Annotated in this window: 14 protein-coding genes; all 14 read right to left on the bottom strand. The window is 61.4% G+C overall.

Translation table 11 applies throughout. The annotated features are described in order from the left end of the window. Positions 1–3: 3 nt before the first annotated feature. The gene (mltG, locus tag I5P96_RS05615) at positions 4–1,140 is read right to left on the bottom strand and encodes an endolytic transglycosylase MltG (RefSeq protein ID WP_223383527.1); all 1,137 of its coding nucleotides are present in this window, start codon (positions 1,138–1,140) and stop codon (positions 4–6) included. Positions 1,141–1,153: 13 nt separating this feature from the next. Then, positions 1,154–1,966, bottom strand: a complete 813-nt coding sequence (locus I5P96_RS05610; protein WP_223383526.1) for a hypothetical protein — start codon at positions 1,964–1,966, stop codon at positions 1,154–1,156. A gap of 62 nt (positions 1,967–2,028) precedes the next feature. Beyond that, positions 2,029–2,703, bottom strand: coding sequence for a dTMP kinase (locus I5P96_RS05605; protein WP_118552560.1), 675 nt, complete (start codon positions 2,701–2,703; stop codon positions 2,029–2,031). After that, a complete protein-coding gene (thyX, locus tag I5P96_RS05600) occupies positions 2,700–3,476 on the bottom strand; it encodes an FAD-dependent thymidylate synthase (RefSeq protein ID WP_223383525.1) in 777 nt (258 codons plus the stop codon). Before thyX ends, I5P96_RS05605 begins: the two co-directional genes overlap by 4 nt. Positions 3,477–3,479: 3 nt before the next feature. After that, positions 3,480–6,119, bottom strand: coding sequence for an ATP-dependent helicase (locus tag I5P96_RS05595; RefSeq protein WP_223383524.1), 2,640 nt, complete (start codon positions 6,117–6,119; stop codon positions 3,480–3,482). Positions 6,120–6,279: 160 nt separating this feature from the next. After that, a complete protein-coding gene (locus tag I5P96_RS05590; RefSeq protein ID WP_118552563.1) occupies positions 6,280–7,488 on the bottom strand; it encodes a sodium ion-translocating decarboxylase subunit beta in 1,209 nt (402 codons plus the stop codon). Between the two features lie 15 nt (positions 7,489–7,503). Then, positions 7,504–7,860 carry an OadG family protein gene (locus I5P96_RS05585; RefSeq protein ID WP_097793346.1) on the bottom strand — a complete coding sequence of 119 codons (357 nt, stop codon included), beginning with the start codon at positions 7,858–7,860 and terminating at the stop codon, positions 7,504–7,506. Positions 7,861–8,019: 159 nt separating this feature from the next. Beyond that, entirely contained in the window at positions 8,020–9,045 is a 1,026-nt protein-coding gene (locus tag I5P96_RS05580) for a rod shape-determining protein (RefSeq protein WP_097793345.1), read from the bottom strand. A 141-nt stretch (positions 9,046–9,186) separates the two neighbouring features. Beyond that, the gene (locus I5P96_RS05575; protein WP_223383523.1) at positions 9,187–11,409 is read right to left on the bottom strand and encodes an ATP-dependent RecD-like DNA helicase; all 2,223 of its coding nucleotides are present in this window, start codon (positions 11,407–11,409) and stop codon (positions 9,187–9,189) included. A 96-nt stretch (positions 11,410–11,505) separates the two neighbouring features. After that, the gene (locus I5P96_RS05570) at positions 11,506–12,861 is read right to left on the bottom strand and encodes an MATE family efflux transporter (protein WP_223383522.1); all 1,356 of its coding nucleotides are present in this window, start codon (positions 12,859–12,861) and stop codon (positions 11,506–11,508) included. A 197-nt stretch (positions 12,862–13,058) separates the two neighbouring features. Then, positions 13,059–13,940, bottom strand: coding sequence for a D-alanyl-D-alanine carboxypeptidase family protein (locus I5P96_RS05565; RefSeq protein ID WP_223383521.1), 882 nt, complete (start codon positions 13,938–13,940; stop codon positions 13,059–13,061). A 105-nt stretch (positions 13,941–14,045) separates the two neighbouring features. Next, a complete protein-coding gene (locus I5P96_RS05560) occupies positions 14,046–14,828 on the bottom strand; it encodes an amino acid ABC transporter ATP-binding protein (RefSeq protein ID WP_097793340.1) in 783 nt (260 codons plus the stop codon). Positions 14,829–14,843: 15 nt separating this feature from the next. Then, positions 14,844–15,491: an amino acid ABC transporter permease gene (locus I5P96_RS05555; protein WP_187116962.1), complete on the bottom strand. Its 648-nt coding sequence runs from the start codon at positions 15,489–15,491 to the stop codon at positions 14,844–14,846. 87 nt (positions 15,492–15,578) lie between these two features. Next, the gene (locus I5P96_RS05550) at positions 15,579–16,418 is read right to left on the bottom strand and encodes a transporter substrate-binding domain-containing protein (protein ID WP_223383733.1); all 840 of its coding nucleotides are present in this window, start codon (positions 16,416–16,418) and stop codon (positions 15,579–15,581) included. Positions 16,419–16,532 lie beyond the last annotated feature (114 nt).

The raw sequence follows: 16,532 nt of genomic DNA, 5'->3' as shown, positions 1-16,532 counted from the left end.
CTCTCATTTTTTTGCCGCAAGCGAACGGTTCACATCCGCTGCCTTCTGGCAGTTGGTCTGATGCTCCGCATAGGTGCGGGCGTAGTAATACTGGCCGCTGAGGTCGGTCACGAAGAAATAGCAGTCTTGGACTTCCGCATCGGGCTGGGGGGCCAGCGCAGCCCGGATGGCGGCCAGACCGGGGTTCGAGATCGGCCCGGCGGGCAGGCCGGTGCAGGTATAGGTGTCGTAGGCATTGCGGATGTTTTCGGGGATCTTCTCCCAGCCGCCGTACCAGGGGGCCACCCAGTTCCAGAGATAGTTGTTGTCTGCATCGCTCTGGACATAGCTGGACGTGTTGCTTTGCAGCTTGGGGTAGGGCGAGCCTTCTGCCAGACGGTTGCGGAAGACCTGGGCCACATTGTTGTCCTGGTCGTTGCCGGCCTCCTCCTGCACGAAGGATGCCAGCGTGATGACCTCCGAAAGGCTCAGGCCCTGCTGATCCAGCTCCTTGTACATCGCGTCGGTGAACTGCCGGTCAAAATGCGAATAGAACGTTGCAACGTAGTTGTGCACCGTATCATCCGCGAGGAATTCGTAGGTATCCGGGAAGAGATAGCCCTCACATTTCAAAAAACGGTCTGGGGCATCCGAGTCATCGGGGACATGCTGCCAGAACGTGTATTCGCTGAAATCGCCGGTGTTGGCCTCTTCGAGAAACTCCTTTGCGGTACACAGCCCGGCCTGCTCCATCTTCTGTGCGATGGCGATGGCCGTCGTGCCCTCCGGGAAGGTCAGGCGGACGGAATCTGCTTTGGCATACTCGGAAAGCGCCTCGATGAGCGCATCGTAGGAGCTGCCGGGTTCCAGCGAAAATTCGCCGTACTGAAGCTTCGCCGCCGCGTCTTTGCGGCTGACGTACCACCGGAACAGCTGCGGGAACCGGATGACGCCCGCTTCCTTCAGCTGCCGGGCAATGGTGCTCACACCGCTGCCCTGCGCGATCTCCACGGTCACAGCGTCCTGCCGGGTGCCGCCGTCGATCTCGCGCTTTGCCAGCAGGAATGCGCCGCCCGCCGCCGCCAGCACGAGCACCAGCAGCACGAGCAGGATCTTCAGCGCACCGCCTTTTTTGCGGGGTCTCGTATGGTTACTTGCCATCTGCATGTTCCTTTCAGTCCAACATCAGCCGCATATAGCTCTCGCTCACATCAAAGGGTTCGCCCTCAAAGCGGATCATTCCATAATCCTGCCGGGTGCCCTCGCCAAGGAAGAGGTTCTGCGCGGCCCCTACGGTGATGACGGCCTTTTCCACGATGACCTCTTTTTCGCGGGCCGCTTCCATCAGGATCTCTGCGGCACGGTCGCCGGTGGCCATCATCTCCACAAAATAAAGGGTGTCCTCCTTGCGGAAATATATTCCGTAGCCGTTATCGTTCGAGACGATGGTGGCCCCGCGGGAGTACAGATCCCCCAGCACCACGGCCATCTGTTCCGGCGGCAGCTGCACGGTGTCGGCCCAGAATCTCGCCCGCAACTCACAGAGCTTTTTGGCCGTGACGGTGTCGAACTCGGCCTGGCTCCACAGGTTGCGGTCTACCTCGCGGGGCAGGCACCGCAGCGGGAAGGCCCACTGGAAGCCCTTATCCTGCAATAGCGCCGCCTGCTCGTTCCCGCTGGGCACAACGACCACGAACCCGGCCCCTTTCTGTTTCTGCTGGGTGCACAGGTGGTCTACCAGGCCCGCCAGGATCAGGCTGCCCTGCCCGGTCAGGCCGTACAGGCAGCAGCCAGGCCGCCCCTGCAGCGAGACCGGCACCGCCATAGCCACGGCCTCGATGTGGTCATTTTCCTCCGCTACATAGACATTCTGCTCCCCGGCAAAGCGCTCGATGGTGTTGGCGAGGAACGTTTCGTCCTCCCCATGTTCGCGCTGCCACAGCACCAGGATCTCCGCCCGGTCGGACGGCTGCATCAAACGGTACATAAAAACACCTACCTCCTACGCATGGGTATCCCTGCGCCTGCCCGGCGCAGGTCAATTGTGCGTTATTCCGCAAGGGCCGCGTCCACCCGTCGGCGGACCTCCTGCCCGATCTCTTCAATGCTGCGCATCCCGTCCCCGCAGGTGCAGGGCACAGTCTGCCAGCCCAGGTGAGCGGCGCAGAACTCAGCCGCTCTGCGGCTGCGGGCCAGATACTCCACATCCTTTTCGTGGACGTCCTTTTTGCTCTCGTCGCCGTGGTAGCGCTGGGTCATCAGCTTCTGGCTCACGGCAGGGTCCACCTGTAAATAGATCACGCAGTCCGGTGCGGGCAGCCCCAGCAGATGGAACTCGTAATCGAACAGCCAGTGCAGAAACTGCTCCCATTCTTCCGGCGGCAGCTTCGAGCACTGGTGCACCGCATTGGAGGTGGTGTACCGGTCGGCGATGAGGATGCCGCCCTCTTCGTAGAATCTCCCCCAGTCGGCTTTGTAGCCCGCATAGCGGTCTACCGCATAAAAGCTCGATGCTGCGTATGCGTTCACGTCGTCGGGTCTCGCGCCGAACTGTCCGGCCAGATACATCCGGACCAGTGCGCTCGAATCGCTGGCATAGTTCGGGAAGGTGATCTCCCGCACCAGCCTGCCCTCGGCGGCCAGTGCTGCAGCCAGACGCTTGGCCTGGGTGGCCTTGCCGCTGCCGTCCAGCCCTTCCAGCACGATGAGTTTTCCGTGGCTCATACGGGTTCCCCCTTCAAAGCGGCATACTGCGCCCGCACCTCGGCGGTCTTGCCGCAGCACATCCTGCCCTCCGGGCAGGGGCCGGAAACACACGCCGGGCCAGCCGTGCGGAAGAGATGGGGTGCCACCGGGTAGACCAGCCGCAGCATCTCTTCGGCCAGCGCCCGGATCTCCCACTGGGCGCGGCTGCAGCACCGCAGATGGAAGAAGTTCTGCAGGCTGCGGGCGTTCATGGTGACGACCATCTTGGTCTCGCAGGCATTGGGCAGCACGAAGCGGGCGTCCTCATTGGCCTGCTTGGAAGCCTTGGCGCGGGCCTGTTTTTCGGGCATTCCCTCTGCCATCAGGCGGGCGGTGTGGCCCTCCTCCAGCTTTTTCACGAGGTCAAGGTAGCGCGCCGCGTCCTCGTTCATGCTGGCGAGAAAGGCTTCCTTCGCTTCGGGGATGGCCTCGATCTCCGGCGGGATGACATAACGGAAGTCGTCCAGCCGGACATAGCGCTGGCTCTGCACGCTGAACGATGCGATGCGGTGGCGGGTGATCTGGGCCAGCAGGGTGCGGCTGACGCCCTCGATGCCAAAGGTGAAGCTGGCATGTTCTATGGGGCTGGCGTGGCCAAGGTCGCTGAGCATGGTCAGGAAGCTGGCCGTCTTCTCCTCGGTCAGGCCGTCCAGCAGGTCGGTGATGTGGGCGTCGGAATAGCAGAGCTTCGCCGCTGCGGCCACCACCTTTTCCGGCTCCGGCGTATGCGCGATCAATCGGACTGTCATCATCTGTCATTCCTCCGTTATTTTTGTCAGCGGCGCGAAGTTTGCCATGGTCTTTTTCACGCCGACCTTTTCAAAGTTGATCTCTACGATCTGGTCGCCTGCGGCAGGCTTGACCTTGAGCACCTTGCCGCGGCCAAACACTTTATGCTCCACGATATCCCCCGGCTCGTAGTGTTTCGGGGTGCTGGCGGCAGGCTTTGCCGCCGGTGCCCCGGTGAACTGCACCGGTTTCGCCGGAGCCTTGGGGGCTGCGGCACGGCCATAACCGGAGCCAAAACCGCCCGAACGGCTGCGGCTGTCCCCGCTGGCCGACCCGGACGTGCCTCGCCCGGCGTAGTCGGCCCCGAAGCCCCGGCTTCCGCCGTTGTACTCCGCATTCAGGTAGCCGGAGCGGCTGCCGGAACTGGAACCGGAACCGCCGGAACGGCTGCGGCCCCAGCCGGAGGCACCGGAGTAGCCCGACGCGCCGCCCGGCACGGTATCGCTGTAGGCCGAGCCCCAGCCGCCCAGCTGAGAGCGGCGCTCCAGCGCCGGGCTGCGGGTCTCCGCGATGTACTCCGGCTCGATCTCGCGCAAAAAGCGGCTGGGCTCGTTGCGCTGGGTGCGGCCATAGAGCATCCGGGTCACGCTGTTGGAGATGTAAAGCTCCTTTTTGGCGCGGGTGATGCCGACATAGGCCAGGCGGCGTTCCTCTTCGAGGTCTGCCTCGGAGTATTTGCTCATCTCGCTGGGGAAGACGCCCTCCTCCATGCCGATGAGGAACACATATGGAAATTCCAACCCCTTGGCCGAGTGGATGGTCATCAGGACCACCTGGTCGCTGCTCTCGTTGTAGCTGTCGATGTCGCTGATGAGGGCGATGTCTTCGAGGTAGCCTTCCAGCGTGGCTTCCTCGCCGTGCTGGTCGCAGTAGTTTTTCACGTTATTGACCAGCTGGCCCAGGTTCTGCAGCCGGTCGGCGGCGTCCTCGTGGCCCTTGGCGATCTCCTGTTCGAGCATGGCCTTGTACCCGCTCAGCTCAATGACGTCGGACGCAAATTCATCCAGCGTCCGTGTTTCCAGCGACTCCTGCAATTTCTCGTAGATCTGCCAGAATTTCAGGATCGGCATGATGGAGCGGGCCAGCCGCGCGTACTGGTCGGCATGGCTGATGATCTCCAGCATACTCGTGTTCTCCTGCGCGGCAAGGTCTGCGATGACCTCGATGGTCGTGTTGCCGATCTTCCGCGCCGGTTCGTTGATGATGCGGCGCAGGCGGACGTCGTCGCGGGCGTTGGCCACGATGGACATATAAGAGTGGATGTCCTTGACCTCTTTGCGGTCGTTGAAGCGCTGGCCGCCCACGATCTTATGCGGGATGCCGGCGCGGGTGAAGTAGCTTTCGATGGGGGCCGACTGCGCGTTCATCCGGTAGAGCACCGCGTGGTCTGCCAGATGCCCGCCCTCTTTGAGGTGCTGACCAATGACATCCGCGATGTGCATGGCCTCATCCTGCTCGTTCTCCGCCGTGTAGACCTGCACCTTGTCGCCCTCACCGTTCTTCGTCCAGAGGGTCTTGCCCTTGCGCTCGGTGTTGTGCTGGATGACGCAGTTGGCGGCGTTCAGGATATTGGAGGTCGAGCGGTAATTCTGCTCCAGACGAATGGTCTTTGTGCCGGGATAGATGCGCTCAAAATTGAGGATGTTCTCGATGGTGGCACCGCGGAACCGGTAAATGCTCTGGTCATCGTCGCCGACGACGCAGATGTTCTTTTCCGGCCCGGTGAGCAGGCTGACCAGGCGGAACTGTGCCACGCTGGTGTCCTGGTATTCGTCCACAAGCAGATAGCGGTATTTGTTCTGGTAGAACTGCCGCACCTCCTCATGCCCGGCCAGCAGCTGGACGGTCTGGTAGATGAGGTCATCGAAATCGAACGCACCGGCGTCCTTCAGCTTCTTTTCGTAGGCCGCATAGACCTTGGCCGCCAGCGCCCCTTTCGTATCCCGCGCCGGGGTGCGCAGGGCCTCTTCGGGGCTGACGAGCTGGTCCTTCCAGCGGCTCATCTGGTTGATGGCGCTCTTGACCGGGAAGAATTTGTCATCAATGCTCAGCTCTTTGTATACGCTCTTCATCACGCGCTGGGCATCGTCGGTGTCGTAGATGGTAAAGCTGCGGGGGTAGCCGATCTCCTCCGCCCAGCGGCGCAGGATGCGCACACAGGCCGAGTGGAAGGTAGAGGCGAACACCTCGTCGCCCTCTTCGCCGCCCAGCATGTTCCGCAGACGCTCCTTCAGCTCCCCTGCCGCCTTGTTCGTAAAGGTGATTGCCATCACGTTCCAGCTGCGCACCGCATCCTTGCGGAGCATCCCATCCAGCCAGGAAGGGGCATCGGTGTTCGTCATGATGGCCATCCGCAGTGCCTTGACGTCGTCCTCGGTCACTTCGCGGGGCACCCACTGGGAGCCGTGCGCCGCACCAAAGCGGATGAGGTTCGCGATGCGGTTGACCAGCACGGTCGTCTTGCCGCTTCCGGCACCTGCCAGGATCAGCAGCGGGCCGTTGGTGGTAAACACAGCCTCCCGCTGCATCGCGTTCAGGCGGCCGAACTGTTTTTCAATGTAGGTATCGCGCAGCGCGCAAAATTCCTGCCTGAGATCAATTGCCATTGTTTCACCTGTTCTTTAAGCTATTTTCCATGAATCACTAAGATATAGTATATCACATTTCATCCCTATTGCACAGAGTTTCCCGCACAAAAAACCGCCCATCTGCGGCGCAGTGCCGACAGATGGGCGGTTTGGAATCTTCAATTTGCCAAAACAGGGCTTAGCCGAAGATGTTGATCAGAATACCAGCAGCAACGGCGGAACCGATCACGCCAGCGACGTTGGGGCCCATGGCGTGCATCAGCAGGAAGTTGGAGGGGTTCTCGCTCTGGCCGACCTTCTGAGAAACGCGGGCCGCCATCGGAACAGCGGAAACGCCTGCGGAACCGATCAGGGGGTTGACCTGGCCGCCGGTCAGTGCATACATGACCTTGCCGCACAGAACACCGGCTGCGGTGCCGAAGGAGAAAGCGATCAGACCCAGCACGATGATGAACAGGGTGCGGGTGTTCAGGAAGGTGTTGGCAGAGGTGGTGCAGCCAACGGACAGCGCCAGGAAGATGGTGATGATGTTCATCAGCTCGTTGCCGGCGGTCTTCTGGATACGGTCCACAACACCGGACTCCTTCATCAGGTTGCCCAGCATCAGCATACCGACCAGAACGGCGGCATCCGGAACGATCAGGGAAACGATGATGGTGACCATGATGGGGAAGACGATCTTCTCGGTCTTGGTCACGGTGCGCAGCTGCTTCATCACGACGGTACGCTCTTTCTTAGTGGTCAGAGCCTTCATGATGGGCGGCTGAATGACAGGCACCAGCGCCATATAGCTGTATGCTGCCACGGCGATGCTGCCCAGCAGCTCCGGTGCCAGACGGGAGGTGACGAAGATCGCGGTCGGGCCGTCTGCACCGCCGATGATGGCGATGGCAGCAGACTGCTTCTGGGTGAAGTCCACCAGGCCGGTGGCTGCCAGCAGGCGGGCGCCCATGTAGGTACCGAAGATGCCGAACTGAGCTGCAGCGCCCAGCAGCAGGCTCTTGGGGTTGGAGATCAGGGGTGCGAAGTCGGTCATGGTGCCGATGCCCAGGAAGATCAGCGGCGGGTAGATGCCCAGCTTAACGCCCATGTAGAGCATATCGGCCAGACCGCCGTTGTTCAGGATCTCGACCCACATCGGGTGTTCCAGACCATCGCCGACGAAATACTGCATGTGGATGATGCCGCTGCCGGGCAGGTTGGCAAGGATCATGCCGAACGCCATGGGCAGCAGGATCAGGGGCTCAAATTCCTTCACAATGGCCAGGTACAGCAAGAAGCAGCCGACGCAAATCATGATTGCGTACAGGTAGCCGCCCGGCTCGCCGAAGCGGGCGAAGCCAGAGCTTTGGAAAATACCGACCAGAGTGCTGATAAACTGTGTCATGTTCTTCCTCCTGTGTTAAAAAGGTGCGGTGGTGTCGTTGACACCGGCCTTGCCCCAGCCATTCTTGCTGCGGCGCACGGCCTTGAGGGTGTACTTTCCGTTGCCCATTGCGTGGATCGCTGCCATGATCGCAGCCACCACATCGCCGGGGATGCCCTCTTCCACCACAGGAGCAGGAGCAGCAGCCTGCTGAACAGGTGCGGCCGGCTTTGCAGCGGGAGCCTTGGGTGCAGCCTTTGCTGCTGCCTTCCTGACATTCATGCCGTCGAAGATCTTGCCCTCCAGCGTGATGATCGCCATCAGCAGGACAAGGATGGCAAACACCAATACGATACCGGTAATGGTGATAACCACATCAGAACCCAGATTCATGTTCTTCCTCCTAGTCATTTATTCTTCTGCGGTCAAAGCGCATGGCTCCGCCCGCAAAAACCGATTTGAAAATATTATACAATATTTTCCGGCACGATTCAACAACGATGAACAAAAAATATCGCAATTTTTTCCAAACCGTGAAGTACGTCTTTTCGCTCAGCGGCGGCCGATGCGGGGAGTCGCATCCGTAAAGCCGGTCTCCAGCCGGTCGCGCACGCTCAGGCTCATGGCCGTGCCCAGCGCCACACAGTTCACAGGGTCGGGCGAGACCTCCACGTTGACCTTGAGTTCCTGGCTCAGGTACTCCGGCAAGCCGTGCAGCTGGGCACCGCCGCCCGTCAGCACCACGCCGTTGCGGAAGATGTCGCCGGCCAGCTCCGGCGGGGTCTTTTCCAGCACCTGATGAGCCGCCGTGCCGATCTGCTCGCTCAGCATCATGACCGGCTCATACAGGTCGCTGGTGGAGACGTTCACCCGGATGGGCAGGCCGGTCAGCAGGCTGCGGCCCTTGACCTCCATCGTCTCGTTGAAATCGGCCTTCTGGGGGCAGCAGGCCACGTTCTTTTTCAGCTGTTCGGCGGTGCGCTGACCGATGGCGATGCTGAACTTGTTGCGCACATGCTTCAAGATCTCGTCATCGTAGTGGTTGCCCGCCACGCGGACGCTGGTGGCCTTGACCTTGCCGCCCAGGCTCAGCACTGCGATATCCGTGGTGCCACCGCCGATGTCGATGATCATCCGGCCGTCGGGCTGGGTGATGTCGATGCCGGAGCCGAGGGCTGCGGCGATGGGCTCGTCAATGAGGTAGACCTGACGCGCACCGGCGGCCATGACCGCCTCGACCACGGCGTCGCTCTCGATGCCGGTGATGGCCGCAGGCACACAGACCGCCACGCGGGGCTTGACCATGTGGGAGCTGTACACCTGATTGACGAACCGGCAGATGAGCTCGCGGGTCATGGTGTGGTCGCTGATGACGCCGTCCTTCAGCGGGAAGATCGCGGAAATATAGTTCGGGGTGCGGCCCACCATGGCCAGCGCCTTGTCGCCAACCTCCAGCACCGAGTTCTTGCGGGTATCCACCGCCACCACGCTGGGCTGATTGAGCACCACGCCAGTGCCCTCCTGCGCGATGATGATGGTCGTGGTACCAAGGTCGATACCGATATCATTCTGTGCCATAATACGAAGATCCTTTCTCTGCTTTCCCTGTTCCTATCTGAATGCCGGTCTCCCCGGCCGGGTAATCAAACACATTATAGTATAACATAACCGTGCGGAAAAGTACACCCGCGTTCTTACACAAAGCAGCGGTTTCCTGCGTCATTCCTCAAGTTTCTGCTGTTCGGCGGGCAGGGCCTGCTGCAGCAGGGTGCACAGGCCGCTGTACCGCAGGTTCTGGCGCACATTGCCCATCATCCGGTTCACGACATCCCGCCGCCCGGTCACGATGCAGAGCTTCCGTGCGCGGGTGACGCCGGTGTAGAACAGGTTCCGGTAGCACAGCCGGGGCGGCACCTGCGCCACCGGCAGGATCACCGCCGGGAACTCGCTGCCCTGGCTCTTGTGCACCGTGATGGCGTAGGCGATCTCCAGTTCGTTGAGGTTCTCCGCCGGGTAGAGCAACCGCCGGTCGTCCATCCGGACCACCATCGAGCGCTCCCGCATGTTGATAGATTCCACGATGCCGATGTCGCCGTTGTAGGCACCCACGCCCTGTTCCCCGCCGACCCGCTGCCAGACGATCTCGTAATTGTTGCGCACCTGCATCACCTTGTCTCCCACCCGGAAGACGCGGGCCGCGCTCTGCAGCTGGGGTTTGCCCTTCTGCTCCGGGTTGAGCAGGTTCTGCAGCTCCACGTTCAGCGCCTGGGTGCCGGTGGGGCCGAGCTTGGTCGGGCAGAGCACCTGGATATCCCGGACGGGGTCGAAGCCGTAGCTCCGGGGCAGGCGGGTCGTGACAAGGTCGCAGACCAGCTTCTGGGCTGCATCGCCATCCGATTCCAGAAAGAAAAAGTCGTCGGTCTTGCCGCCTTTTTGCAGCGGCTCACTGGAAATGATACGGTGGGCGTTCTCCACGATGAGGCTCCGCTTGGCCTGCCGGAAGATCTCGTTCAGGCAGACGGTGGGCACCCGCTCGGAGCGGATGACCTCGCCCAGGATGTTGCCGGGGCCGACGCTGGGCAGCTGGTCGGCATCGCCCACCATCAGGATGCGGCAGCTGTACCGCAGCGCCGCGATAAGCGCCTGAAACAGCTTGACGTCCACCATGCTCATCTCGTCGAGGATGACGACATCGCACTTGAGCAGGTTCTTGTCGTTGTGGATGAAGCTGACCACGCCGCCGGTGTAGTCCACTTCGAGCAGGCGGTGGATGGTGGAGGCCTTCCGGCCGGTCAGCTCGCTCAGCCGCTTGGCCGCACGGCCCGTGGGGGCGCAGAGGGCCACCCGCTCGGCCTGATGTTCCAGCAATTGCAGGATGGCGTTCACAGTGGTGGTCTTGCCGGTGCCGGGGCCGCCGGTGAGGACGAGGCAGTTCTCGGTCATCGCCTTGCGGATGGCCTCTTTTTGCAGCGGTGCATAGGCAAAGCCCTGGGTCAGCTCCAACACCTGGATGTTCTTGTCCAGGTCGCGGACGGTCTGCTTCTCCCGCTTGGCCAGCAGGGCCAGCCGGTCGGCGATGTCCTGTTCAGCGGCCAGCAGGTCGGGCAGGTAGATGTAGGGTGTGCCCTCAAACATCCGGACGCTGAGTTCGTCCGTTTCGATGCACTGGTCCAGCGCTTTGGCCAGCTTTTCCGGCGGCTGGTGGATGAAATTGGAGGCCGTTTCCAGCAGCTGCGCACGGGGCAGGCAGGTGTGGCCGTTGCCCGCATTGTGGCGCAGGGTGCGCAGAAGAGCAGCTTCCAGCCGCTGGGTGCAGTCCCCTTCCATATGATAATACTGGGCGATGCTGTCGGCGTGGCGGAAATCCAGCTGCAGTGGCTCGCCGCAGAGCAGATAGGGGTTGGAGGAGATGGCGTTCATGGCGCTGGGGCCGAACACCCGGAACACCTCCATCGCGCGGCGGGGGCTGATCTCAAACTGGGCCAGATAGGCGATGAGCTCCCGCATCCCGAACATCCGCTTGAACTCCTGCTGGATGCGGTCGGCCTTGTCCGCCGAGATGCCGGAGATGGTGGTCAGCTGGGCCGGGTCATTCGCAATGATCTCCAGTGCCTGTGCCCCGAACTTGTCGAGGATCTTCGTGGCCGTGCGCGCTCCGATGTAGGGCAGCGAGCCGCTGGCGAGGAAGGCATAGACGGCTTCCAGATCCTTGGGCATGTCGGTCTCGCACTCCTGCGCGTGGAACTGGCGGCCATAGGTGGCGTGGTTTTCATACTTGCCGCGGCAGACGACGCTCTCGCCTGCATGCAGCTCCCCCACCACGCCGCACACCACCGTGAGGACGCCGCCGCCGGAGATCTCAAAGACGGTGTAGCCGTTGTCCGTATTTTCGTAGATGATGTCTTCGACCGTACCCTCGATCTGTTCCAGTTCCTGCTCCATCGGCTCCACCTCCCTTTCTGTGGCATAATTATAATCAGTATAATATAAAAAGAAGCGTTTTGCAATGCAGTCATCGCAAAACGCTTCTTCTGATTCTTACAGGTTTGCGTGAGGCACCAGCTTTTCCTTTTTCAGGCGGCGGTACACCACGATGTAGGCCGGGATGAGGAAGAAGCAGGCAAAGAACCAGGCCACGGGGCTGGCGATGCAGGCGGCAAAGTAACCCCACAGCGGCACGAACAGGAAGCCCACCAGCGCACGGGCGACCATCTCGGCCACCCCGGCGAACATGGCCAGGCTGGAATAGCCCAGCCCCTGAATGGTATAGCGGTAGATGATGAGGACTGCCAGCGGGATATAGAAGACGCTGTTCCAGAAAATGAAGCTCTGGGCGTTGGCCATGATCTCGGTCTGATCGCTCTCCAAGAAGAGTCCGATGAGGGGCTTATCCGCCACGCGCAGGATGAGGAAGGACGCGATGCTGTACACCACGCCGATGCCCAGCGCGGTGTTGACGCCCCTGTTCACGCGGTTCAGGTCGTGTGCGCCCATGTTCTGGCTGGCGTAGGTGGTCATGGCCGTGCCGATGCTCTCCAGCGGGACGGCGAGGAACTGCGCCGCCTTGCCGCCGGCCGTCTGTGCTGCCACGATGTCGCTGCCCAGACCATTGACGGCACCCTGCAGCACGACGCTGCCGATGGCCGTGATGCTGCACTGCAGGCCCATGGGGATGCCCATGCTGCAGAGCTTGGCGCAGTGCGTCCTGCTGAGCTGCCCCTCTTCTCTGGACCAGCGCAGCTCCCCGTAATGTTTGAGGATATAGAGCAGACTGCCCAGACCGGCCACGGCCTGGCTGAACACGGTGGCGAACGCCGCACCGAAGGCACCCATCCGGAACACGATGATGCAGAGCAGGTCCAGCCCGATGTTCAGGAAGCTCGCCACCAGCAGGAAGTAGAGCGGGCGCTTGCTGTCGCCCAGAGCGCGCATCAGGGCGCTGGTCATATTGTACAGCAGGGTGAACGGGATGCCCACAAAAATGGTGCGGATGTAGACATCCGCCAGGTCGATGATGTTGTCCGGGGTGTTGGTCCAGACCAGGATGGAGCGGGTCATGGCCACCGTGACCACGGTGAGCACCGCCGCAAAGAAGATCGACAGCCAGACGGCATTGGCGGTGTAACGGCGCATCTCACGGTAGTCCTTTGCGCCGAACGTCCACGAAATGGGGATGGAGAAGCCGCAGGCGATGCCGTTGACGAAGCCCAGCACCAGATAGTTCAGGCCGCCCACGCTGCCGACCGCCGCCAGCGCTTCCACACCGACGAACCGGCCCACGATGATGGTATCGGCCAGATTGTAGAACTGCTGAAACAGGCTGCCAAGCATCAGCGGGACCGCAAAGGCGAGGATCAGCCTGAGCGGGCTGCCCTGTGTCATATCTTTTGTCATGTCAGTGCCCTCCTTTGGGGGTCATCAAAAGCAACAAAACCGATTTTTTGCCGACAAAAACGCCCTGCCGGAAAAGGGGCAGGACGTTGTGGTTTTCACGAATGTGATTATATCAGATTGCGGTAATTTTTCAAGAGTCTCCTTTTGATAAGCTTCAACAAAGATTCCTCGTAAAAATTAGTGATTCTGCTCATATCTCAGCGAGTCAGCTGGCGGTAGACCCGGACAGCATCTTCGATATGGTAAGGCTCGGTGCCGTGGTTCCCCCGCGCACCCGCCGTGACGAGGATGTACCGTTTTCCCTTCACCTGTGCGGCACTGGCCAGACAAAGCCCCGCCGCGCTGGTATAGCCGGTTTTGCCGCCCAGGAACTGCCCCCTCCGCAGGGAGACATCGCCCAGCTCTGCCCAGAAAGTGCTCGTCATTGTAAAGCCCTCCGGATGCAGGCCCGTCGCCGGGACGGCATAGCGCCCGGCGCTCAGGATGGCACGGAAGGTCTCGTTCTGCATCGCAGCCCGCAGCAGCCGGGCCATATCCCGCACGGTGGAGACATGCTCCGGGTCGTGCAGGCCGGTGGGGTTGCAGAAGTGGGTGGAACGCATCCCCAGCTCTGCCGCCTTCTGGTTCATCAACTCCACAAAGGCTTCCTCCGAACCGCTCACTTCCCGCGCCAGCGCCTCGCAGCACTCCGCGCCGGAGGGCAGGAGCGCACCGTATAACAGGTCCCGCACGGTGGCCGTCTCACCGGGCCGAAACCCCGCCATGGATGCGCCATCGGCCCGCAATTCCGGGAAGATGTCCTCCGGCAGCGTCACCGGCTGTTCCAGGTCTGGGTTTGCCTCAAGGGCCAGAAGGGCCGTCATCACTTTGGTCATCGAGGCCGGGTAGATGCTCACATCCGCCTTTTTTTCTGCCACTGCCTCTCCGCTGTCGGCATCCACCAGAATGGCATACGGGCTGACCAGCCCCTCCAGATGGACCGTCCGGGGCCACATCAGCAGCAGTGCCAGCAGAGCCAGCAAGATCAAAAACAGACACCGCCGTGCCCGGCGGTTCCGCGCAGAACGCTTCCGTTTCATCGAGTTCCACATCCTTTCACTCCATAAAACGGTCGTCCGGGCGGTTTTCCTGCATGGAGTGCAAAACCGCCCCCGGAAAGGCAGCCTCTCCGGGGGCAGATGTGGTCATTCAGAATAGTGGGCGAGGAACTGCTTTGTGCGCTCCTCCTGGGGGTGGTCGATGAGCTCTTTGGCGGGGCCTTCCTCCACGACCACGCCGCCATCCATGAAGAGGATGCGGTCCGCAACGTCGCGGGCAAAGTGCATCTCGTGGGTGACGATGATCATGGTCGTCTTGCGGTCGGCAAGGTCGCGCAGGACGCGCAGCACCTCGCCGGTCAGCTCCGGGTCGAGGGCCGAGGTCGGCTCGTCGAAGCAGAGGATGTCCGGGTGCAGGGCCAGCGCACGGGCAATGGCCACGCGCTGCTGCTGGCCGCCGGACAGCTGGTGCGGATAGTGTCCGGCCCGCTCCGACAGACCCATCTGGGCCAGAAGCTCCTTTGCCTGCTGCTCCAGCTCGGCATGGATGGCCTTTTTGCGGGCCTTGTAGTCCGGGCGCTCTTTGGCCAGCAGCTCGCCCGCCAGCATAACGTTCTGCAGCGCGGTGTACTGCGGGAAAAGGTTGAAGTTCTGGAACACCAGACCAAAGTGGAGACGCTTCTTGCGCACTTCACTCTCCCGCTGGGTGGCGGGGTCGGCGGCGTCCCACATGGTCTCGCCGTTCACCTTGATGACGCCGGTGTCCGGCCGTTCCAGAAAATTCAGGCAGCGCAGCAGGGTCGTCTTGCCGGAACCCGACGAACCGATGATGGCCAGCGCCTCGCCCTGCTCCAGAGTGAGCGAAATGTCCTTGAGGACGTGGGTGTCCCCGAAATTTTTCCCGATGCCGGAGGCTTCGAGCAATGCCATAATTGAACCCCTCCCTTAGCAGCGGAAATAATCGAGCTTTTTCTCAAGCCAGTTGAACAGAACGGTCAGCACACCGACGAAGACCAGGAAGAAGATGGCCGTGGAGAACAGCGGCCAGATCAGGCCCTTTGCGCTGTATTCCTTGGCCATCATGATGATCTCCTTGTTGGCGATGGTATTCGCCAGCGAGGTATCTTTGACCAGCGTGATGATCTCGTTGCCCATCGGGGGCAGGATGCGCTTGATGACCTGCAGCAGCGTGACTTTGAAAAAGATCTGCGTCTTCGTCATGCCCAGCACCTCCCCGGCCTCGGTCTGGCCTTTGGGCACTGCCTCGATGCCGCCGCGGTAGATCTCCGAGAAGTAGCAGGCATAGTTGATGGCAAACGCCACCACGGCTGCCACCATCCGCCCGCCGGAGCCGGAGGGCCAGGGGTTGCTCATCCCCAGCAGACCGGGGCCAAGGTAGATGACGATGATCTGCAGCATCAGCGGGGTGCCGCGGATGATCCAGACGAAGGTCTTGACTGCGGCGCTCAGCGGCTTGCAGCGGCTCATGGAGCCAAACGACACCACAAGGCCCAGCGGCAGCGCGAACAGCAGCGTCAGGGCAAACAGCTCACAGTTGAGCAGGAATGCGCCGGATAGGCGCCCAAGAATCACAGACACAAAAACACACCCATCAATTTTTTGTACTTCCAACCGGAAACCGTCCCGGAACGGAGCGGCTTTCTGCATTGCGATCTACGATCAATCGGCCAGCGTCAGCTCGTACTTTTCGGCCAGAGCGCTCAGGGTACCGTCAGCCTTCAGCGCATCAAACGCTTCATCGACGGCCGCTGCGGCATCGCTGCCCTTGCGGAAGGCCACGCCGTACTCCTCGGCGTTCAGCTCATCGACGATCTTCAGGTCTGCGTAGTCGGTGCCCTCACCGATCATCGCGTTGGCCAGGGTCAGGTCCAGCACAGCGGCATCTGCGGTACCGGCGGCCACCTCCATCAGGCAGTCGGTCTGGACGCTCTTGGAGATGTAATCGGCCTGCGACAGGCTTGCATCGTCTGCAATGGCCGATTCACCAGCGGAACCGGCTTCTGCGACCACAGTCTTGCCCACGAGATCCGCCGTAGAGGTGTACTCCGTGCCGTCCTTCACGACCACGACCTGTGCGTTCTTGGCGTAGGGCTTGGTGGTGGCGGTGTTCTCCTTGATCTCATCGGTCAGGGTCAGGCCGTTCCAGATGCAGTCGATGCTCTTGGCGTCCAGCTCGACCACCTTGGTGTCCCAGTTGATCTCCACGAACTCCGGCTCCACGCCCAGCTTCTCGCAGACGGCGGTGGCCAGCTCGGTATCAAAGCCGGTGAAGCTGCCCTCGTCATCGGTGTAGTTCATCGGTGCATACACCGTGTAACCAATGACCATCTTGCCCTTGCCCTGGATGTAGGCCAGGTCGCTGTCGGCCGAAGCGGATGCAGCAGAGCCTGCCGCAGAGCCGGAAGCCGAAGCAGCCGTAGACGTGGATGCGGCCCCGCCGCAGGCTGCCAGACTGAGTGCCATCGCACCCGCCACAAACATCGAAAGGAATCGTTTCATTCTCATCCCAAAGTCCTCCTCCAACGCCCTTGTTTTATCGCTTTACCGTGATAAAGAGCTAAACTGTGCATCTAGGATACCGCATTTGGCACGATTTTGCAAGGGGGAAGGCCG

The organism is Faecalibacterium prausnitzii (assembly GCF_019967995.1).
GTDB classification, from domain to species: Bacteria; Bacillota; Clostridia; order Oscillospirales; family Ruminococcaceae; genus Faecalibacterium; species Faecalibacterium prausnitzii_E.
Note: the sequence above shows the minus strand (reverse complement) of the source record. Positions and strands in the feature narration are given on the sequence as shown.